Genomic DNA, 22,936 nt, shown 5'->3' with positions numbered 1-22,936 from the left:
GTAAAAACATTCTCGCAGGATGCAACTTGCCGAAAACTGTCTTTTTGGGCCATAGTCCAAAGACCTGTGCGTGGAATTGAAAAATTTGAATTGCGCAATCGGTTGCATTCTCCGACTGCGACTGATGTTGGATTTATTAATCGCTGTTGCCGGGATCGCTGCAGGGAGGCTGCGCGCGATTCCTCGCTATGACGGACGGATAGAGGCTTCTTCTTTGCTGTTGCGCGACAGACGGAGGGGGTTTTCTCAGATCATCAATCACTGCCTGATACTTGATACCGGTCAATCTCGCCAAAACACTTTTACTAAATGTTTTATCCGTAACGTCGCGCATATTCCACATACGGTGGAGATAGATGGCACGTAATTCCTTGCTGGGATCCCAATTGATTTGTTCTTCAAACCATTTCTTGTGTTTGGGCTGGATATAAGAGTCCGCTATTTTTCTTGCCTTGAGCACGGATCTTATACTCTCTGGTGGGCGCCCCATCAGGCCCGCCAGGGAAAAGCGACTGAAGTACGGCTGGTCCTTAGGACGGCGGTTCCACAAAGCCATAACGTCGTTCTTATGCTCCGGTAGTTGCGCATCGTACCAGGCTCGCTGCTCAGGAGTCAGGTCAGCAATGGCATCGCAGACCTCTCTCACGGGGACGCCCAGTAACCTTGCGAACCCAGACGGGAGCAGTGACTTCGGGTAGCTCGGCAACTTCGACAGTCGTAAAATTTCCGCAGGATCTCCCGGTGGAAGCGCTGGATTTCTATTTTCGGCAAGCCACGTGGCGATATCGCCGGATGGCTTGTTCAAGGCGCGAGCCACTACACCGCGGGCAACCCCAATCATACTAGCGAGTTCCATCCGCAACATGTTGGGAGGATTGCTCGCCGATAATCTTTGTATGTATTCAAGTAGCGATTCCTTACTTAAATCCAATGGATCCTGGTCCTTGAACCACGCCCACTGCATTGGCGTCACCAAGTCCAGTCCCAACGCCTTTCTTACAGCGGTTCTTGTCACGCCTATCAAATCGGCAAAATCGTCCAGATCGCACGCGAGATCGTTCAAAGCGATTTCGTCTGCATCCCGATTTAGAGAAAGCTCGTCCGGAGCGCCCGGGTCAAGATCAAAATCCACATCAAGATTGTTCGGATCGCTACGCTCCAGAGCGAGCGCATTCGCATTGAGATCCTTCAAAGCGTGATAAGTCAAAGCGATCTGGTCGAGCGCGATCTCCTCTGGATCGCGGGCAAGATGAAGATCGTCCAGAGCGCCAGGCTCAAGTTCAAGATCAAGCTCGTTCAGATCGATATGATCCAGAGCGAGAGGGGCTGCAACGAGATCGCTCAACGCGACATTCTCGAGATCAAAATTTTCCAGATTGAGATCTTCCAGGTCAAGGTATTCTGGTGCGAGTTCGTTCAAAGCGAGATAATTCATCGCGATCTCGTTGAGTTCGTTATCGTCTGGAGCAAAAGACTCCACATCAAAATACTCCGGCTCAAGCCCATTCAAATCGAGACCCTCTACATCAAGATACTCCGGCTCAAGCCCATCCAAATCGAGACCCTCTACATCCAGATACTCCGGCTCAAGCCCATCCAAATCGAGAAGGCCCGGTACGGAACGGACCGGAGAACGAATGCTCATATCGCTATAGTTGGCACTAGAATTTTTACGATTAAGATGCCACTGAGCAAAATTTTCAGGGCGATCTCTCCATGATCGGAGAATAAATGCTCTCTCGGAGTTTTCGCTCATCCCCAACTGCATGCTATACCACTGTTCTAAATATAACGGCCGGTCCGGTAGTGTCAGCGCATTGACGACCTGAAGCGTTGGGATACCTAATAATCCTGCCACTGTTGCCTCGGTAAAGCATACGTCGCCCACAGGGCGGTTGGTCCACAGCTGCCGGATGTACTGGGGTAGCGTTTCTTCGGGCTTGCGCACATCCTGCCTTGCAAACCAACTGTGCTGCGAGGGCAAAACATCAAAATACAACAGAGCTGTGCATATAACATGGGTCTCGGTTCCAATTAATCGTGCCAACAAATATGGGGTAGTCGCGGCAAGATAGTGAGGTGACAACCTCAAGCGCCTGATATACCGTCCCAACAATTTATCCGCGCCCGACATGTCCCGTTTATCCTCCTTATTGAACCAGGTCATGACAGGTTCGGGTACACCTTTGCGCACCAGTTTGCCCAATGCGTCCTGAGTTGACGGCAGATATCTGCCCCGCCTGTTGGGTATAACGAGAGTGTCCCCGGACTGTTGTTCTCCTGCCACCAAAGAAGTTGCCGTCGCCCTGGTAGACGCTAGGTGGCTAACTCCTGACGAAGTTGGCCGGCCAACGGCAAGCCGATTTCGGTTTGGTTGATCTGCCATCTCAGGATGCGCCTGCGTCTCGTATGCTGCCAGCGCTTTGGCCTGCTCTTCCATAGCCTCCCTGGTGGCAATGGCGTCGGCTATTATGTAGTTACGAGTAACGTCGTCAACTAAGGGCTCAAGATTTTCCGCATTTTGCTCTGCAAAATTAGCCAGCCTTGCCCTGAAATGATCCAGCTCATCACTGGTTGCGACCCTGTTTAAAGTGGCGGAGAGAGCTGCATGCGGCAGACAATATCCCAGATCAGAGATCACATGCGCCGTTCCGCCGGTGACGAAATAGCCATCATCTGTTCTCGCTAGTGTGTTGTTGTGATCGAGGATGACGCTGTAGTGGTTCTGCTCCGCATTCTGGCGGATGACATAATGCGGGACATGGTCCGGCACCTGTTCCAAATTGAGACCCCCGGCCGCGCCGATAGCCTCAATTACTCTATTGTCATTCATGATCATGATCAGTACTCCATCTCCCAGAAAATCCGGCAACTGGGAAATGAGTCTTGGTACATAGGCAGCCTCAGCACTGGCCCATCCCGTAGGATTAAGCAAAGTCTCTATCATGCGGCGTGTCGCAGGATTGACCATAGCCTGGGGCGGCGCAGAAGGCGCAAGTGGTTGAGCGTTTTCGAACAGCGTGTATGGTTGGGCGATCGTCGCCGATATAGCCATGGCCGGTCCGCTCACCAGCGGCCCTTCAGAAGAGGAAAAAGAAGAGGAAGAGGAGGATAAATCGACAATTTCAGGTGTGTATTTCGTTGCCCTTAACGCGGTTTTTATGCTCTCCGGTGGTCGCCGCATTAACCCCGCTAAAGTGGTGTATTTAAAATTTTTGTCATCCATTGGGCGGTGTTTCCACAACCATTTAACATCAGCTTGGTCAATCCGGGTTTGGGCAGCGTACCAAGCTTTCTGCTTAGCCGTGACATACCCCATAGCGAAGTAAATATCTCCTACCGGACGGTGGAGTAGCTCCGCAAGCTCCGATGGACGCATGTACCACGGACGGCTCCACAGAAACCACAATCGTTGAATCTCGGCATCATCAACGTCCTCCAGCGCACCCCTTAAATTTCGTTGTAACCAGACGTTGTAATCACCCTTCGACTTGTTCACCACGAGAGACACCAGGCTGGGGCTAACCTTTGCTAAGAATGCAAGTTTCGCCTGGGACATTGAGATCGGACTGTCAAGCCATAGCCTGAGAACAAAATCGGGCTGTGATTCAGCTTGTCGCTGCGGATCCTGATCGTCAAACCACACCTGTTCCGAAAGGGTGACATCGAATTCCGCGAAATGTCTGTACACATTCGACTTATCGGTCTTGAGTATCCTTGCTAACATGCTGCGATTAAGGCCCTTAGGATAGCTAAGTGATGCTCTCAACCGTACGATATATGGCCCCCAATTAATTTCATCTCCCGTAAGGTCGCGTGGAATTTGCTTGTCGAACCACTCTTGAAACTCTGCGGGTATTTCTTTAAGCGCTCTTTTTCCCGCCGGAACTTTCTGTGACGCAGCAGACTTGCGCTTGCGCTCCGCTGACGAAAGCAAAGAAAGGACGAAATTATCTGCTGAAGGCGCAGAAGAAGTTACCCTAGTATCCGTGGCAAGCGGCCGGGAGCCAGCATCAGACAATTGCGTAGCGCCAACGGTTGTGCGCATCATATTGACTTGCTCTGGCCTGGCCTGATAAACCTCTGCCCTATAGGCGGCAAGGGCATTAGCCCTGGCTTGCTCGCGTGCCCCGGCTATTACGGTGTTTTCCGCAATGATATCTTCAATGGCACGCGCATTATTAATGGCGTAAGCGATTAACCCGCCATTGCATGCGATTGCCTGGTCGATACTTAACATCTTTCCTGTTCGTGCTAAGTTCGCAGCCTGCATCAGACTATGTGCGCTCGGCGGGATGTCCCGCACCGTTCCGCCGCTGATGAAGTAGCCATGCTCTGTTCGCGCCATTTCTCTGTTGCTACCGACGATAACGCTATAGTGACCGTTAGTCATATTTTGCCGGATGACGAAATGTGGCACACCGGTTGGTACACCCCCAACAGGGATTTCTCCTTTCTCGGTGTACATCTCAAAAACACTATTGTCACTCCTGAGAAAAATTAATATTCCATTTCCCAAAAATTGTGGCAACCGAGAAATGAGAGCCCTTATATGATGGGTGTCAGCGCTTATCAATCCGGTAGAACCGCGCAAGGTTTCTATCATGTTATGCGTCCCGGGATAGGCCGCCTGAAATATGGCCTCTGCCACGGCCGCCTCCGAAAGAGATGTTGGCGCTATTGCCTGCGTGTTTTCCTGAGGTGCATTTGGGCTGCTATTGGAAAGCTGAACAATCATGGTCTGTCTTCTTCCCCCCAGAACGTCGTCACGGGGAGCGGGTAACGATGCAATTAGTCCTGATAGCGATAACGCTTCTCCGCTGCCGTCATGATCGACGAGTTCAAGCGCGGCTTTCAGGCCAGCACTGGAAATAGCCGGAGCCTGAACCGGCAAAGGCAACGCCTGATGATTGTGGATCATTGGGCTCTCTGGGGACGAAGCCACCCCTTTTCCAACATCTTCAAAAAATTTACTTTTAGCGTCGGCCAGCTTATGCCGCCTCTGGTGGTCAATACCCATGGTCGCTACGGGCGGCAACTTCTCAACGTGACTGTTGATGGCTGGAAAAAGGGCAGACGAAGGTTGTAGTCGACCAACGTCGCTGATTTGAGGCAGTACCGAATCTATCTGGACCCTGGGTGTTTCTGGAAAACTAATGCTTTGATGGGCGGCGCTCGGCGCGGGGGACATTCTCAGCCCAGTCGCCTGCGCAGTAACGCTCCGGGCACTTATACTTATAGCAGCAGGATTGTGGGGACCGACGAACGGCACAGAAGGTACGCGCTGAGCACCTGCTAAGGCGGTCGGTAAACTGCGGGGGTCCAGTGACGGCGCAGAAGAGACCCCGCTCGGGGTATCAACCCCAGCGGGCATGATTGAAAATGGCTCCACCAAAGGCCGTTGCTGCGCTCTGCGTGCTTCACCTCGTACTTTGATCATCTCGGAGTACCGCGCCTCCAGCCCTCCTGGCTGCGGCCCCAGCTCCCGCAGCGCCTCCCTGCTGATCCCTCCGGGAGGCATTTTTCCTTTAGCAATGCAATCTATTCGGGCAGTATCAGCATGGGCTGTTTGTTCTACTTTTATGATCGTATCCCCAAACGATCGGTTCAGTATCAGACTATCGCCAGGTGTAATGCTAGTGTTCTCCAACCACGTCTGCGCCTCAGTGACGGTGTCAAAAAGTGGACTCGTTACCCAGAATTTTTCTTCTGTCTGCTTGCTATTATTGACCAGGTACTCGTCCGCATTTGCCTTAACGTCTTTCTGATTTTTGCCCGCGATTCCCAACTGGTCGCTGTGAGTCGTTACTGTTACGTCTTTTTTTAACGTGTAAGCGAAATGTGCAACGTAGTGCCCCTGATAACGATGTATTTCATACACCGCGGCAGCGAAGTTGATCAACGACAAGCAAGTCGCGACAAGCTCACCCATCCGCTCGTTGCTAACGGCCTTATCGTACAGCCCCATCTGGTAGTTATAATCGCGCTTTTCATCTTCCCATTGCGACTGCGCCTTGTTCCATTGACTGAATTCTACACCCTCGGCCAGATGGGCCGCGGTGACAGCCATCGCATAGGAGTTGCTAGCGCTCTCCCATGTTTTTTTTAGCAAGGTATTGATTTCTTTTAACGCCGTAGCGCAATTGCTTCTAGAATACTCCGTGATCAAACCCCCACTTCTACGTTTAAAATGGGGGGCAATGGCCTCACGAAAATAGACAGGATAAGCGCTTTCACCGGCACTCATAAGCGCTGCATAAGCACTCAAGTCGCCCTGTTCGCATGCGGCATGGGCGCGTTCAAGCATCGTGTACAAAGGGAAATGGGTGGCCAAGGTCCGGTGCAAAAATTGTCGGGAATTTTCCAGGGCTTTTTGAGCGCCATTTAAGTTCAGCATCAGCGCATTGTTAGCATGCTGGGCATCCTTCAAACTTAATTTTCTGGCGTGTTCCTTGCCTTCCCATTTCAGGAATTTTTCCTGATCCACACTTAAGTTTCTCATAAAAAAGCTGCTGATCTTTGAGGGCCGGGGGGTTTCGAAAATAGCCGAGCGGGATCGCGCAAGATCAGTCTCAAGCCCCTCGATTACCTGCCGTTGCACTGCTATCTGATGCTGCAGACTGTCGATTACCTCATACACCCGCGGACCGATAGCGCCACTGCTATCCTGCGTCGCGGCAATGGTACGTGCGGCAGCGCGTGCCGAATTTTCCAGAGTGCCCAGTCCCATCGCGGCTTGCAACGCATCGTGACTGGCGAAATAGGCAGCATCGATGGCGATTTTTGAAGACGATAGCGCTTGGGAATAATTGCTGACGAGCCCGGTAAATTTTTCATTTCCATCCATCTCGGGGTGCGCTTTTTTCAGTGACGCTTTCAATGCGCATGGTTCTGAACCCCAATCGGAAAAATGACATTCCAATCTTAATGGTGCGGAGCGTGCCACGGCTTGACTAGGGCCAGCTGGCGCCGACAATCCCGAGCCGGCCGGGATTGTCCGCAATTCCCCTATTGCGGACGAAGGAAAATAAGGCGCTACCGATGGAATAGGACTTGGACCATCCTCAAATCGCAAGGCAGAATTGCTGGCAGATGTGAGACTGCTGCTGAAATTTCTCGGAGCGGACGCTCCCAACGCAAACGGATTTACTAACGATTCGCCAGAGGCGAGTGCGGGGGGCAGATTAATAGGCAATATCGAACCCTTGCAGTATGGGAGGAATTAGGCAGACCCGCGTGATTTTGAAGTAACTAAGCCTCATTCCGGCTGAACTAATATCCCCACAAGTAGCCCAATTACATAGCATAATATATTTTTTCTTGAAAATGCCCCTACGCACGCTAGCGTATGGCGGGGTGCAAGCGCAAAGCCTAATTATTTTATAAGATTTAACTCAAGTATATGCCTGACCGTTATGCGAAAAAATGGGACTGGAATTAAAGAAGTGCCCATTTACATTAGGACACAGACGAAAAATAACTTTTTTTGACTGTATTTAATATTCGTAAAAAAGATGATTTGTTGATCACCCTGCCTCTTCGCTCTTATTTGAGCCCAGACGATTTCTTACCAAAACAACCGATTTACGTTATTGTTCGTAACCAGCCAGGCGCTTGGCTATCTGTCGACAATACAACGTCTGGATTTATGAGAACGTGAGCAGAAATATACGCAGGAATCGGCCGCTGCCACTTTATCTATGTATCCAAATCGCTGTTCATCAAGAGATCGCGTCGCAATCACGGTGAGCATCAAAACGCTGTATATGGATTGCGCCACTTAAGCGTGTTCTTAACCAAGTGGGACTTTTAACTGGTTAAACCTGGGGACCCCGTCTCGCATATTCTGAGCTACTTCTTCGCATCCATAACCCTCCAGAATATGTGGATCGCTAAGAAGCGTTAGAGGAAGACCGTTTTGTTGTCTGAGCTTGTTCATGACGAGAGAGGCAATCATATAAGTATTGCCCTCATTGAAAAGGTGATGCCTTGCGAGACTGATGCAAAGTTTGGCGATAACTGTTTCTATTTTTCCTATATCGCCACTTGCCGTTTGAATATCCTGGTGATAGTCATCAATAAATTTTTGAGCCAACTCTGCACACTCCTGGCTCGTTCTGAGTTTCGGACTAATATATATACCTGCAGAAGTTGAAAAATCATTTTCAGGGCTATTTTTTATAGCTTTTGGTATATAGAATTTTTTCTCTGCGTTGAATTCCAACGCAATTCCCAACGCCTTCCACTCTGCCTGTCCCGCCTCCGTCGTCTTATAAATCTTATAGTCGACACTACCGTCGCGATATCCTTTGTTAAAAAAACAGGTGTATTTCTTGGGTGTGGGCTTAGTAAAAATTTCATAACGGGAAGCCCGTCTTTTATCGACAACGCCGTCGATACTGTGATCATGGAATTCTTCAAGTAAATGACTACTAAGTTTTTCATGCTGTGTTTCAAGCATGTAGGCTAACCCGCCTAACAATCCCCCCATACATCCTGATGCATTCTCCCCATCAACTTTACCGGAGTCATCAATTGTGATGTGATTGCTGTCAGTAATCAGACGCCAATAATTTTTTTGTGGAATGTCGCAATAAGCAGGAACGCCCCGGCAAGCTTGCGTTAAAGAGACTTCTTTTTCCTCCATAAGAATAATACCCCGCAGTATCTCAAAACATAAGGACTCGGATGAATTCTTTAGATGGCTTGGTTTTTTTACTATTGTGTGGAAAACTGCATCAGAAAGCCATGCTGCAATAGTGGCAATAGATTGGTTTGTCGCCGCTGCTTTGTGGCGCACAAAGTTCCAGACATTTCGTTGCAAGCTGACCCCGCGAGCAAAACTATCCCCCATCTCTTCGTAGAGTGCTGTTAAGCCCTCTGCTGTCATTTTCTGCACTGGTAAGAGAGTATCCATACCTGGAGATTCAGAGGAGCGGAAAATCTTTGCATCTTGCGAAGTTGTCGGCGAATCTCTGTTGATCACCGCAGCGACTGAAGCGGCAATCGCGCGGCTATTTTGTTGTGGATCGCCGTCATCAGACGCAATGTCAGATCGTATCTGTAGCAACGCTGATTCCCGCCCGCTCGGCTTTTGAATTTGGTTCGGGTCTCGATAGTCCAGAACTGGTTGAACCGGGATTGACTCGGCGGTGCTTTTAGCCATAACGACAGTCTTGGCTAATTCCGTTTTTTCTAGAGCTGTGACATTCGCGGGTCCTGCCGTAGCAGTTCCGGAATGGCTACCGGGAGGAGGAGAAATTGGCATGAATTCTGAAAAATTTTTAGTCTAAATAAGTATGAGAAATGAATATGAGAAACGGTCATTCGAATCTAAAACTTTACATTGTCCATATCTCAGGATGCAATCATAAAACGATCAAAACAATTTATTGTTCAGGTAATTTGCAGAACTGCTTTGCGCGTTTTAGTCAAGAATTTAAGCCATCAAATTTTGCATAATATTCGCCTGAAACGCTGTTGATCGCATACCCATCAGGGCTATTGATGACGGCATTCAAAAAAAGTGAATGGATTTTTAAAGAGCATGTCATTAAAGTTCGCTGGTCGCTGGTTAAAAGCGGTACCACTAACTTGGAGCAAAACAATGCAAACAAAAAAATACTTAACAGGAATACTGTGCTGCTTTGCAGCCACTCTTTCCTGGGGGGCTATGTTTCCCGTCATGACCGATGCCTTGAAGTACATGGATCCATTTACCTTCACGGCATTACGTTATTCCATTGCAGCCATCGCATTTATTGCATTGCTTATTTTTCGCGAAGGAACACGCGCATTATCGTTGAAAGGAGAACGATGGGGCCTGGCCTGGCTATTTGGCACCGCAGGATTTGCCGGATTTGGCTTTTTAGTCTTTCTCGGGCAAAAGCTAGCCGGATCAGGCGGTGCGCTAAGCGCATCAATCATGATGGCAACCATGCCGATGCTGGCGCTGTGCGTGATATGGGTTCTGAAAAAGGTACGTCCCCCTTTCTTCTCGTTCTGTTTTATCTTGATGTCGTTTATCGGTGTCTTGCTAGTCATCACAAAAGGAGATATTCATGCCGTTTTGACCACACCATCTACCTACCAAGCCAATATACCTCTCATTATTGGTGCCTTGTGCTGGGTGTTTTACACAATCGGGGCCTCGTATTTCCCAAAATGGAGTCCATACCGCTACACAGCCATCACGACAGTACTTGGCCTGACGAGTGTCTTTGCAGTCGTTGCAATATTAATGTTTGTAGGCGTTATCCCGGTCACAACAATGGCAGCAGTCTCGAAAGTGGCGCCGCATCTTGTCTACATGGCCCTTATTGCGGGATTTGTTGGCGTGCTGTGCTGGAATATCGGCAACAAGATACTCACGCCTTTAAATGGCGTGCTGTTTATGGATGTCGTACCAATCACAGCTTTTAGCATCTCCTCGCTGAGCGGCGTCGTACCAGAAAACATGCAAATCACCGGAGCATGCCTGGTCGCATTTAGCTTAATTCTAAATAACCTGTATCAACGTCAAATACAAAAAAACAAGGTGTTGTCTGCACCATCAGGCGAGGTCAAATTGAATATCCCTAAGTTTGCAGCCTGCGCGTCTAAATGATTCTGGGTAGCAGGCATACGATGCAAGAACACGAAAAAGATGCTGACTTTTATTGTGATCGGCATCCACCTTGCTCCGAAGTTTTATATTGATTACTGGTGTCGATTTATCTCATAGAGGTTTATATCATGCTCACTACGCATTACAAAACGCCGATCGCAGATGCGATACTTACCTTACGTGAAACGACCAAATATTCATTTCATGCTTTTCCGATTTATCAGGGCAACTCCCTCAGCGACGACGAGCTAGGTGGAAAGTACCATGCGCTTTTTGGAAAGAACTTCTTCGGTACAGAATTAACCATCACGGGGAAATTATTCGACAGTTTCTTTTTTTCGAAATCGGTCATTCGCGAATCGGAAGATTTGGCGGCGGCATTATTTAACGCCGATGGAACGCTCTACGTGACAACGGGCACAACGACCAGCAATCAGATCGCAATCTCGGCCTTATACCAGTGCTCTGAGAGATTTGTTCTAATCGATCAAAGCTGTCATCAATTGATTCATTTTTACTTGAATACATTAAAGGCTTCGGTTCATTACATCTGGCCGCAGTTTCGCTGCGATCAAAGTGAGCGCAGCATATGGCATATCGCCTCACTAATAGAGGTTGTTCAAAATGCAGAAAAAAAGAATCAAAGCTACGAACTGATCGTTCTTACCGCGCAATCGCACGAAGGCGTGATTTACAACATCCCAATGATCTTGCGTGAATTGCTCGATTCCGGCATACGCACCAGAAAATTTCTGATTGATGAAGCCTGGGGAGCAGCAAATTATTTTAATCCAGCATTAAAAGAAATTACCGCCATGCATATCGATGGCTTGATGCGCGACTATCCTGATCTGGAATTGGTATGCACACAATCTTCACATAAGTCCTTGAGCGCATTACGTCAGGCTTCTATGATTCATTTTCGTGGCTCGGAAACTTTGCGAGAGAAACTGAATATTGAAAAATTTCGTATTCACAGCACTTCGCCCAGCTATCCAATCTTAGCCTCGCTGGATATGGCGCGCGCGCAAATGGAGCAAGAGGGAGAACATCTTTTGAGTAATGCCTTATCACTTGCAAAAGAGTTCAGAAAAAAATTGGAAATCGGGACCGCGTGGTCATGCTACTACATCAACTCGCTGCCCGATCTCGGCGACATGAATCGTTTTGTTTGTGAAGATCCTTGCAAACTATCAATCAACATACAGGCACTGGATCTGACCGCCGTTGAAGTGCAGTCTTATTTATATAGTGAACATGGTGTGTATATTAATCGGATCACCAAAAATTCTATTTTACTGAATTTTCATATCGGCATCACCGCTGAGGCGGTTCAAGCGATATTAGATGGATTGGCTACTTTGCAAAAGCAACAAACTTCTCTCTCCAAAAAATAATCTGCGATCAATTCCACGACGGAATCTGGCATCAATACTATTGCGGGACCCGATGATTTATTGTCCCATCCAAAAGGCGTTGGGCGCCTACGATGAAAACCAAATAGCTATTTTTTCCGCTGGCGGTGCCGTCCTGGCGCCGGAGCAGATAGCGGAAAAGTGCGTGCTGACGAGCTACAAAAATTGGTAGAGAGTATTTGCTAACGAAATGCAATAAAGGCGATTGTCCACATACGGAATCGTCTTTGTTTTATTTCTGCCATATTCAATCGAGGATTGGCATTTTTTGGTTAGAAGGTAATTTCCACACTGCATTAATTCCTTGTCTCAGGGCGTGCACGATTGGAGAGTCCGCTTCAGAGTGTAGGTAGATAAAATTAAGCGTGCTTGTTTCAGCACTTTGCGGCCATATCACTAACTCTTTTTTAGATTCCGCGACGAGCGCGACGTCTTCGCGCATTAAGGCCAAGCCAATGCCGGATGCGTTTCTTCTTGATCAACCGCAACCACGCTAGACAATGTAAGCCCATTCCTTGCAAAAATTCTTTCCGTAATCTTACTGAAAGAACACTTTTGCGGCATAGAAATCCAAGGCAATCGGGCTATATCTTTCCAGTCAGCATGTGTGATTTTGTCTTTCCAGTCGTAAGGAGCAACAATGCGCAAAGCAATCGGACTAACGGGGATACAAGCGATCCTCGCATCATTGACATTGCCAATAACATATCCTCCATGCAATTTTCCTTCCAATAATTGATCGATCACGATACCCGAGATACTTTGCGTTAATGTCATGGACAAATTGGGATGCGTCTTCATTAGAGTAGAGAGCAGTTCTGCAAGATGTAACACGACCGGTTCGGAAATTGTGCCAATATTGCACTTGCCAATTAAGCTAGACCGGAAGGCTTGTGCGCGTGAAAGGACATTCTTCGCTGCACTGAGGGCACGCAAGGCATCTTGTTTCAACACATTGCCGGCAACTGTTAACGTCATTCCTCTTGCGTTACGGTTAAACAAAGTAAGGCCTAGTTCCGCTTCCAACGCCTTGATTTGAGCACTTACCGCAGGCTGACTGAGAAACAAAATTTCGGAGGCTCTGGTGAGGTTGGCCTCTTCGGCCACAGCAACAAATGTTTTTAACTGGTTGAGATCCATATAATTTACTCCGGGGGCGATTTTGATATAGATGCCAAATTTAACAATACTTGACTGTTAATTTTAGGGGCCTAACAATAAGTCGAATTGGTAAATCTCAAAACAAGGCGACTCATCAGGTAGCGTGAGCAAATTGACGTCTTCTGGAGATGCCGTGACGGCGGAGATGGCAACGCAACATTCGGTGCGTGTAATTTGCGCCGAAGCTCAGCGGCCTTAACCTAGCTGCTCTGACGCAGTTCTTCGCTGGCAGGAGTTTTGATGACCTCGTTATTTGGACTGAAAAAACACCTGCGAATAACAAGAATAAAGCGACTGTAAGTTTGATGACGATAACCATTGAGGACCATCAGTAAGGTAAATATTTTTAAGCAAGCGCTGTCTTGTTGTGTGGACTTTAGGTACGACCAGAATGCGTATGGCCGATGGGTCACACTTCTCAAAAATGCGCATGTGGTTTACCAAATCAGTTTTTAACACACGCCTCCTGAAAGACCTCCAAAATCGTGGCCCCTCAATACAAAGACTAGTGAAATACTTATGGATGGCATTTAAAACCGGTGCTATCGGTGCCATTCCAAGATAATTTTTCAGCATAGCGCTGAAGGCGGTGCCCCAAAACCTGCCTGCAAATTTTCTAAAAACATGTCTGGAAACCCGCGTTCAAGCGCGCTGAATAACTGCGCGTCAAAAATAAAGAGAGGGAATTTTCGCCCGCCTTATCAAAACGGTTCACACATGTGCGCTCCGATTGCGACTAATCTCTTGAAACCCTATCAAGATTTTTCCTAAATCATAAGTAATTTCCCTAACTCTCGGTGCAAAACGTCATCCCGAGCGCATTTCATATTATATTAAGCAAATTATTTCTCATGAGAAAGATATTCCCGTGCTTACGTTAATCGGACTGTTCACGCTGGTGACACTCGTTTTGTTACTGCTCTGGCGCAAAGTGTCACCAATCATCGGGTTAGTACTGATACCGTTGACCGGTGCAGTACTAGCCGGATTTTCGATACCTGAAATCGGTGCGTTCTATTCCGCCGGACTCACCAAAGTCATGCCGGTGGCGACGATGTTTATTTTTGCGATTACCTTTTTTGGCGTCATGCAAGATGCCGGATTATTTCGCCCCTTGATTCGCGGCATGGTGACGCTGACCAGAGGAAACGTTGTTACGGTGGCTATCGGCACCGCGATATTGGGCATGCTAGCGCATCTGGACGGCGCTGGCGCTACGACCTTTTTGATGACAATTCCAGCACTGCTGCCGCTCTACAAAAAACTTAAAATGAACCCATATCTGATGTTAATGCTACTGGCAACCGGTGCCGGTATCTTCAACATGTTGCCGTGGGCCGGACCTTTGGGACGAGCTGCTGCGGTCACCGGGATTGAAGTCACCTCATTGTGGCAGCCGTTGATACCGATACAGATCATCGGGGCGGTACTGCTGATTGCCATGGCCAGCATTTTTGGTCTCGCAGAAAAGCGCCGTATCGCAATGGCTCAAGGCGGCCAAATTAACCTCAACGATGGTGCGAATACCGCCATTGTTGTCGATGCGGCTGAAGATGCGGAAGCTGATATTGCGCATCAAATGTCGGCTCAGGAAGAGGCCTTACTACGACCGAAATTAATCTGGGTAAACACTGCTATTTTCGCCGCCGTACTCGCTAGCCTGATCGGTGGCATCTTACCTTCCGCCTATATTTTCATGATCGGCTTGTCCATCGCGCTCATCATCAATTATCCGACCGTGGACGAACAGGCAAAACGCATCTCGGCGCACGCTCAAAGCGCGATGATGATGGGTGGGATTATTTTGGCAGCGGGATCGTTTCTGGGGATTATGGATGGCAGCGGCATGCTACGGGCGATAGCTAACGATCTGGTAAATATTTTGCCGACGGCGACGGTCCCCCATCTGCACTTGATACTCGGATTTTTCGGTTTTCCGATGGAGTTGTTACTCAGTACCGATGCCTACTATTTCGGCCTGCTACCGGTAGTCGTGCAAATCGTATCCGAGCACGGTGTGCCTGCTGCAAATATCGTCCACGCATTAACGATAGGGAACGTCCTCGGCACTTTTATCAGCCCGTTCTCGCCAGCACTCTGGATGGCGCTTGGATTGGCCCAGCTTGAGATAGGGGCGTATATCCGCTATGCATTCTTCTGGATGTGGGGATTTTCGCTGTTGTTGTTTGGTGCGGCGCTGATGCTTGATTTGATGTAGGCCTCATAAACCGATGATTGCAATATAAATCACTTCGAATTTCCGAGTGAGCTTCCCTCGAAATTTTTTCTTGGAAAAAGTTTTGAGGCCAACGGTTTATCTAAAATTATAGGGAGACGAGCAACGATGACAGGGTATTTAATCAATAAAATTTCAGACAAAGACGTTATTACGCGCACCCAGCGGATTTTTAGTTCGGCTGTTCAAGTGGCAAAAGAACTTGGTTACGAATACTGCGCTTATGGGATAAAAGCAGCTATTCCGATCGTTAAAGATAGGGGTGTATTGTTTAGCAATTACCCTGTGTCTTGGCAGGATATTTATGATGAGCGCGGTTATATTGAAATTGATCCTGCGGTTCGATACGCGTTATTGAATTCGGCTCCATTGGCATGGACTCAAAAAACTTTCGAAACAACACCCCATCTTTGGGCTGACATGGAACGGGCGGGTCTACATTCTGGATGGATACAAAGTCATCGAGTGGGGATTGGAGTAAATGCCCTCTTCACCGTGGCCAGAGGAAGCCAGGCAGTGGCTAAACGATTTACTAAATTTAAGCGTGTTGACCTCATAGGCCTGTCACATTTGGTTCACAAAGGAATATCCAAGTATTTGGCACCCCAATTTACTACCGAATCCTGCTCCGAAATGACCAAACGCGAGAAGGAAGTTCTGAAGTGGACGGCTCTCGGAAAAACCGCGTCGGAAATTGGAAAAATCCTATCAATTGCAGATAGCACAGTTAATTTTCATGTTGCAAATGTAATAAAAAAAATGGCTGTAATAAATAAAACGCAAGCTGCGGTAAAAGCTACGGCCTTAGGTCTAATTTTTTAGTTTTTTAGTTCAAGTGAACTGGGCGCTGCCGGTACAGGCTCAGCGCGCGCAGAATCTCCGGCGTCAATACCATCCCTTCGTCCTGCAGCGCCATTAGTCCTATTAGTGTGTACGTCATGCTCTTCCAATTGTGGAAAATTAGCAAGTCGGCGATCAAGTTGTTGTATTTGATGACCTTCAACTGTTCGTCGCGCACGTGCTCCTGGACCAAGTCGGTAGCGAAGTAAATCGACTCCTTCGGCACTTTGGCCACCCGCAGTCGAAAAAATTCGCCGCATCAACTGCCAAAGCTCAAATTCCTGTCCAACGTTTGAAAAGCACACTAGCGTTGACGCCGCCGAACCCGAAGCCATTCGAAATCGCATAGTCGAATTCCCACGGCCGTGCGTTCGGTCCCACGAGATCAAGCCCTGCAGCGAGCGGATCGGGATCGACGAGATTTAACGTTGGCGGGAGCATCTGGTCTCGCAGTGCCATCAACGTAAAGATTGCCTCTATCCCGCCCGCTGCACCGAGCATGTGCCCTGTCGCCGATTTGGTTGCACTGATCGCCGGACCATTAACTTCGCCAAAGACCGTTTTGAGGGCAGCAATTTCGCCACGATCCCCAACTGGTGTTGACGTGGCATGCGCGTTGACATGGCGGACGACCGACGCCTGCAGTCCAGCCTGGTCCAGTGCGGCCTGCATGGATCTGGCCGCGCCCTCGCCCGTGTCTGGACCAGCGGTCAGATGATAGGCATCGGCGCTAGTGCCATACCCGATTAATTCGGCTAATGGCGAGGCACCTCGGGACAGTGCGTGTTGGAGCGACTCGATCACAACTATTCCTGCTCCTTCACCCATTACAAAACCGTCGCGAGATGAGTCGAAGGGGCGCGAGGCCGCTGTCGGATTGTCATTGAAGTTAGTTGAAAGCGCTCGCGCAGCGGCAAACCCGCCAAGACTGACCCGATCAATGGCGGCCTCCGCACCGCCACAAATCGCGATATCAGCCTCGCCAGCCCGGATGAGACGCGCCGCATCTCCAATGGCTTGAACACTCGCGGCGCAAGCGGTCGTGGGTGCGCCGAGCGGCCCCTTGTAGCCGTGCTGGATCGAGACCCAACCCGCAGCGAGATTTGACAGAAACGACGGAATAGTAAATGGCGATAAGCGGCGTGCGCCGCGCGCATCGGTAACACGAACGGCTTCCGCAATCAAAGGAAAGCCTCCGATGCCAGATGCAATCACGGTCGCTGTGCGCACACGCTGCGCTTCGGTTTCAGGGCGCCACCCCGCTTGGGATATAGCTTCATCCGCTGCGCCAAGCGCGAACTGGATGAAGCGGTCCATCTTCTTTTGGTCTTTACTGGAAACAACTGTGTCAACGTCGAAACCACCCAATTCGCCCGATAACGGAACGAGACCGGCGACCTGGCAAGGTACATCGGCTGCAAATTCGGGAGCCAGACGCCGGATGCCAGACCGACCAGCGATAAGGTCTGACCAGGCAAAGTCGACGCCGCAGCCCAGCGGCGAGACAACTCCCATACCGGTGACAACAATTCTCATCTTATGATTACTTTTCATTATCTTCTGGGTTACCGCTCCATGAGCAGGAGTGTCGACGTAGCGGCGTAGAGCCCGCCTCTGGCGTCCTTTAACGTTGCCTCCGCAAAGGCGACGCGCCGTCCGATGGAGACGACCCGCCCTTCAGCACGAAGGGCGTCCGCTTCATTACCTCATCCCTGAAAAATATCACGTATTGCAATAAGCCAATTATGATGAGATTAAGGTAGTAATGTAACTATCAATGTTTATAGTTTTGAAGGACTGGCCGCGCCGGGATGCATTCTTCTGGATGTGAGGATTTTCGCTGCTGTTGTTTGGTGCGGCGTTGATGCTGGACATACTATAGGCCACCGATCGAGATGGCTCTCTGGCAAGCCCAACATTCAAGCTAAACGCGCAATGCCTGTCAATAACTGCTTTTACTTTATTTCCTGCTGGAACTATATTGAAGGGAGTCCGGTACCATTTTGTGACCGGACCCGTGCAAGTCGTCTCACAGGCCGTTTTTAAGGGCGGTCATCCGAACGCGACAGTGCCCTCCCTCATGTACAGTTCCAGGAGAACTTTATGTCACAAAGTATTTTTCGACAATTGACCAATGATGATATTGAAATGGTATCGGGAGGCGAGATCGTCTCCTCAACCGTTTCTACCCTCACAAATGACCAAGCTCGTGCTCTTTCCGCCTTTTTCCAAACTTCTGGCACAGTTGATCCGCAAGGGTCACTTGATGCGGCAGCAAACTTTGTCAAAACTCTCATGTGAGGGTGGAGGCGCCGGTTAGGGTGGTCATTTAGCCTTGAGTAAAGCCTCTTTGGCGCAAAATTTTGTAAAAGGCCCATGTTCCGCTCTCAATCACGCACCGGCGCCTGCGCCGGTGTATTACCTAGATTTTTAACAAGTAACGTGCAACTAAAAAGGGTTTAAAGGACAATATCCGAAATGTAGACGACAGCGCTTGAAAGAGCGCAAGTAGCTACCAAGTTGCGGCGTGGTTACATTGCGCCAGCGCAGGCGTACAGCAAACCGTGGTCGAATTTCACGCTGGGCTACGGTCACTTTAAAACAACGGTATACCCCGACGACCCTTGCCATCAAATCCACTCTGGACATTGATTTTCTTGAGAGCGCTGGTGACGTGGCATCGGGTGACTTCTATCCTGATCGCTGTCAGGCTCTATCTGGCGGACCACATTTAGTTGAATAATTACAAATTCGGTGCCAACCAACGTTCAATTTCTTCTTTCGGCACATCCCGTCGCTTCGCCATATCGCTGACCTGATCGTCGCCGATCTTGCCTACCACGAAATACTTCGACTCCGGATGCGCCATGTAAAAGCCCGATACTGCCGCGCCGGGGAACATCGCGTAAGATTCGGTCAATAGCATGCCGATTTCTTCGCATTGTAATACTTTGAACATGTCGGCTTTAACCGTGTGCTCCGGACATGCCGGATAGCCGGGTGCGGGGCGGATGCCGCTGTAGGTTTCTTTGATCAGCGCTTCGCTGGATAAATCTTCGGTCGGCGCATAACCCCATAAATCTTTACGCACGCGCTCGTGTAAATATTCTGCAAATGCTTCCGCCAAACGGTCTGCCAAAGACTTTAGCATGATCGATGAATAGTCATCATGCGCGTCTTCAAAACGCTTCTCGTATTTCTCGATACCAAGTCCCGCAGTGACGGCAAACAGGCCGATGTAATCGGCGGTTCCAGATGACTTCGGCGCGATAAAATCTGCCAGACATTGGTTAGGTCTTGCAACGCCATCAATCACCGGTTTTACGGTTTGTTGACGGGTGCCGTAATAGGTGAAGGCGACCTTCGTGCGGGTCTCGTCGGTATAGACTTCAATGTCGTCATCATTGACCGTATTTGCCGGTAACAAGGCGATGACACCGTTGGCGGTCAGCCAGCGACCATCAATAACTTTTTTGAGTAGCGCCTTACCTTCTTCAAACACTTTGCTGGCGGCGTCACCGACAACTTCATCGGTCAAAATGGCCGGATACGGTCCTGCCAGGTCCCAGGTTTGGAAGAACGGACCCCAGTCGATGTATCGCGCCAAGGTACCGAGGTCGACATTCTTGAATAAACGGCGACCGATAAATTTTGGCTTTACCGGTGCAAAATCGAGCTTGGTGCGGTTTGCTCGTGCATCCGCCAGCTTCAGCATTGGCACTGCTTTTTTGTTGGCGTGCTGGACGCGAATACGTTCGTAGTCGACGGCGATTTCGGCAACGTATTGGTCGCGCTGTTCTGGCGTCAGCAGCGATTGTGCTACCGAGACTGAACGTGATGCATCGGGGACGTAGACTACCGGGCCTTCATAATTCGGCGCAATCTTCACGGCGGTATGGGCGCGACTGGTGGTCGCACCACCAATCAAGAGCGGCATTTTTACGCTGCGGAAATACGGATCGCGTTGCATTTCTTTGGCGACGTAGGCCATCTCTTCCAGCGACGGTGTGATCAATCCACTGAGACCGATGATGTCGGCGTTTTCCGCTTTGGCCATTGCCAAGATCTCGGAACACGGGACCATCACGCCCATGTTGACGACTTCAAAGTTATTACATTGCAGGACCACCGAAACGATGTTTTTGCCGATATCGTGGACGTCGCCTTTGACCGTGGCGATGACGATCTTGCCTTTCGGTTTGGCGGCGATGCCGGTGCGTTCTTCATCAAGGCGTTTTTCTTCCTCGATGAACGGAATCAAATGGGCCACCGCCTGTTTCATGACGCGCGCGGATTTGACAACTTGCGGCAAAAACATTTTGCCTTGACCGAACAGATCGCCAACCACGTTCATACCGTCCATCAACGGCCCCTCGATCACATGGATCGGACGACCGCCGTTATGCAGCAATTCCTGGCGTGCTTCTTCGGTATCTTCCACGATCCACTGCGTAATGCCCTGCACCAGCGCATGCGATAAACGTTGCTGCACGGTGCCGCTGCGCCATTCCAGCGTTTCTTCTTCTTTCTTCGCGCCAGCCTTTAAGGTGGAGGCGATCTCGATCATGCGTTCGGTCGCATCATCGCGCCGGTTCAGCACGACGTCTTCGACCCGCTCGCGTAATTCGGCTGGCAAACTGTCATACACGCCCATCATACCGGCGTTGACGATGCCCATCGTCATGCCCGCTTTGATCGCGTGATACAAGAACACGGTGTGGATCGCCTCGCGTGCGGGATCATTGCCGCGGAAGCTGAAGCTGACGTTGGACACGCCGCCGCTGATCTTTGCGTACGGCAGATTTTGATGAATCCAGCGCGTGGCGTTGATGAAGTCTACGGCGTAGTTGTTGTGCTCTTCGATGCCGGTAGCGATGGCAAAAATATTGGGATCGAAAATGATATCTTCGGGCGGTATGCCCACTTGCTCAACCAGAATGTCATAAGCGCGTTTGCAAATTTCGGTCTTGCGTTCGTAGGTATCGGCCTGACCTTTTTCATCGAAAGCCATGACGATGACCGCGGCACCGTAGCGACGACACAATGTGGCCTGACGGATGAATTCCGCCTCGCCTTCTTTCATCGAAATCGAGTTGACGATGGCTTTGCCCTGCACGCATTTTAGACCCGCCTCAATCACCGACCATTTGGATGAGTCGATCATGATCGGTACGCGGGCGATGTCCGGCTCGGAAGCAATCAGATGTAAAAAGCGCGTCATCGCTGCTAACGAATCCAGCATCGCCTCATCCATGTTGATGTCGATGATTTGGGCGCCGTTTTCTACCTGCTGCCGCGCTACCGTCAGCGCTTCGTCGTATTGCTCATTCAGAATCAGCCGCGCGAAAGCTTTCGATCCGGTGACGTTAGTCCGCTCGCCGACGTTGACGAACAACGAACTGTCGTCGATGGTAAATGGTTCGAGGCCGGACAGGCGCATCTCATGCGTGGTCTCGGGCACTTGACGCGGCGCAATGTTGGCGACGGTATCGGCAATCGCTCTGATGTGATCGGGCGTAGTGCCACAGCAACCGCCAGCGATGTTAACGAAGCCGCTTTCTGCGAAGTCTTTGAGCAATGATGAGGTCACATCCGGTGTCTCATCGAAACCGGTATCGCTCATCGGATTGGGCAAACCAGCGTTCGGATAGATACAGACAAAGGTATCGGCAATCTTGGATAACTCTTCGGCGTACGGGCGCATCAGCGCCGCACCCAATGCACAGTTAAGACCCACGGTGAGGGGATTGGCGTGGCGAATCGAGTTCCAGAAAGCCGGTACCGTTTGCCCGGATAAAATACGGCCGGAAGCATCGGTCACGGTGCCAGAAATCATGATCGGCAAGCGCAGACCGGACTCTTCAAAGAAGGTATCAATCGCGAACAACGCTGCCTTACAATTAAGCGTGTCGAAAATGGTTTCGACCAGCAACACGTCGGCACCGCCTTCGACCAGCGCACGGGTTTGCTCAAGATAAGCGGTGGCGAGCTGATCAAAGGTGACGTTACGTGCTGCCGGATCGTTGACATCGGGTGAGATCGATGCGGTTTTAGGTGTCGGTCCAAGTGCGCCAGCGACGAAACGCGGCTTGTCGGGAGTCGAGTATTTATCGCAGGCGGCACGCGCCAGACGGGCGGAGACGACGTTCATCTCATACGCCAGATGCGCCATGTGATAATCGTCCTGCGCTACAGTGGTGGCACCGAAAGTATTGGTCTCGATCAGGTCGGCACCGGCGGCCAGATACTGCTCATGGACTTCGCTGATGATGTCCGGCTGGGTTAGCGACAGCAGCTCATTATTGCCCTTGACGAACAACTCGCGCCCGGTACCTTGAAACCCGATAAAGCGCCCTTCCGGACCGCCCCGATAATCTTCTTCCGTCAGCTTGTATTGCTGAATCATGGTGCCCATTGCGCCATCCAGTATGAGGATGCGCTGCGACAATAACGTGCGCAGATGGGTTTCGGTTGGAGAGGTTGCGGTGACGACGGGCTTCATAGGCTTACTTTAGTCTTTGAAATGGTAATGATCCGATGTTAACAATGCAAAAAACCCGGCCGCCAAAAGCGCCGGGCTGAACATACGGTAGTTAGGGGAAATTATACGTTAAATCAAGGGGTTATGTCCTTTGAAACAATAGTTTGGGGACGGTGGCCCATTGACCGGAAATACTG

General features: G+C 49.8%; 11 protein-coding genes. 5 read left to right on the top strand and 6 right to left on the bottom strand.

Annotated elements, in window-relative coordinates; genetic code table 11:
• Nucleotides 1-136 precede the first annotated feature (136 nt).
• Together HAV38_RS15895 and HAV38_RS15890 are read right to left on the bottom strand one after the other, a co-directional pair.
• On the bottom strand, nt 137-7,195 hold the full coding sequence (locus HAV38_RS15895) for a hypothetical protein (protein WP_168056347.1): 7,059 nt from the start codon (nt 7,193-7,195) through the stop codon (nt 137-139).
• 597 nt (nt 7,196-7,792) lie between these two features.
• Nucleotides 7,793-9,268, bottom strand: a complete 1,476-nt coding sequence (locus tag HAV38_RS15890) for a hypothetical protein (protein ID WP_168056346.1) — start codon at nt 9,266-9,268, stop codon at nt 7,793-7,795.
• Nucleotides 9,269-9,607: 339 nt separating this feature from the next.
• On the opposite strand from HAV38_RS15890, the gene HAV38_RS15885 reads away from it, so the two are divergent.
• The gene (locus HAV38_RS15885; protein WP_168056345.1) at nt 9,608-10,606 is read left to right on the top strand and encodes a DMT family transporter; all 999 of its coding nucleotides are present in this window, start codon (nt 9,608-9,610) and stop codon (nt 10,604-10,606) included.
• A 128-nt stretch (nt 10,607-10,734) separates the two neighbouring features.
• Nucleotides 10,735-12,003, top strand: coding sequence for an aminotransferase class I/II-fold pyridoxal phosphate-dependent enzyme (locus HAV38_RS15880; protein WP_168056344.1), 1,269 nt, complete (start codon nt 10,735-10,737; stop codon nt 12,001-12,003).
• A gap of 459 nt (nt 12,004-12,462) precedes the next feature.
• Here the strand turns inward: HAV38_RS15880 and HAV38_RS15875 are convergent, their stop codons facing one another.
• Nucleotides 12,463-13,161, bottom strand: coding sequence for a LysR family transcriptional regulator (locus tag HAV38_RS15875; RefSeq protein WP_168056343.1), 699 nt, complete (start codon nt 13,159-13,161; stop codon nt 12,463-12,465).
• 889 nt (nt 13,162-14,050) lie between these two features.
• Here HAV38_RS15875 and HAV38_RS15870 point away from each other — a divergent pair.
• The gene (locus tag HAV38_RS15870) at nt 14,051-15,400 is read left to right on the top strand and encodes a CitMHS family transporter (protein ID WP_168056342.1); all 1,350 of its coding nucleotides are present in this window, start codon (nt 14,051-14,053) and stop codon (nt 15,398-15,400) included.
• Nucleotides 15,401-15,526: 126 nt separating this feature from the next.
• Entirely contained in the window at nt 15,527-16,240 is a 714-nt protein-coding gene (locus HAV38_RS15865) for an autoinducer binding domain-containing protein (protein ID WP_168056341.1), read from the top strand.
• Between the two features lie 4 nt (nt 16,241-16,244).
• Here the strand turns inward: HAV38_RS15865 and HAV38_RS15860 are convergent, their stop codons facing one another.
• Nucleotides 16,245-16,436 carry a Tn3 family transposase gene (locus tag HAV38_RS15860; RefSeq protein ID WP_168056340.1) on the bottom strand — a complete coding sequence of 64 codons (192 nt, stop codon included), beginning with the start codon at nt 16,434-16,436 and terminating at the stop codon, nt 16,245-16,247.
• Between the two features lie 95 nt (nt 16,437-16,531).
• Nucleotides 16,532-17,812, bottom strand: a complete 1,281-nt coding sequence (gene fabF / locus HAV38_RS15855) for a beta-ketoacyl-ACP synthase II (RefSeq protein WP_209216776.1) — start codon at nt 17,810-17,812, stop codon at nt 16,532-16,534.
• A 549-nt stretch (nt 17,813-18,361) separates the two neighbouring features.
• Here fabF and HAV38_RS15850 point away from each other — a divergent pair.
• Nucleotides 18,362-18,559: a hypothetical protein gene (locus tag HAV38_RS15850; protein ID WP_168056339.1), complete on the top strand. Its 198-nt coding sequence runs from the start codon at nt 18,362-18,364 to the stop codon at nt 18,557-18,559.
• A gap of 442 nt (nt 18,560-19,001) precedes the next feature.
• On the opposite strand, the gene metH is transcribed toward HAV38_RS15850, so the two are convergent.
• Nucleotides 19,002-22,760, bottom strand: a complete 3,759-nt coding sequence (gene metH, locus HAV38_RS15845) for a methionine synthase (RefSeq protein WP_168056338.1) — start codon at nt 22,758-22,760, stop codon at nt 19,002-19,004.
• Nucleotides 22,761-22,936: the final 176 nt, after the last annotated feature.

Source organism: Glaciimonas immobilis (assembly GCF_011947285.1).
GTDB classification, from domain to species: domain Bacteria; phylum Pseudomonadota; class Gammaproteobacteria; order Burkholderiales; family Burkholderiaceae_D; genus Glaciimonas; species Glaciimonas immobilis.
Note: the sequence above shows the minus strand (reverse complement) of the source record. Positions and strands in the feature narration are given on the sequence as shown.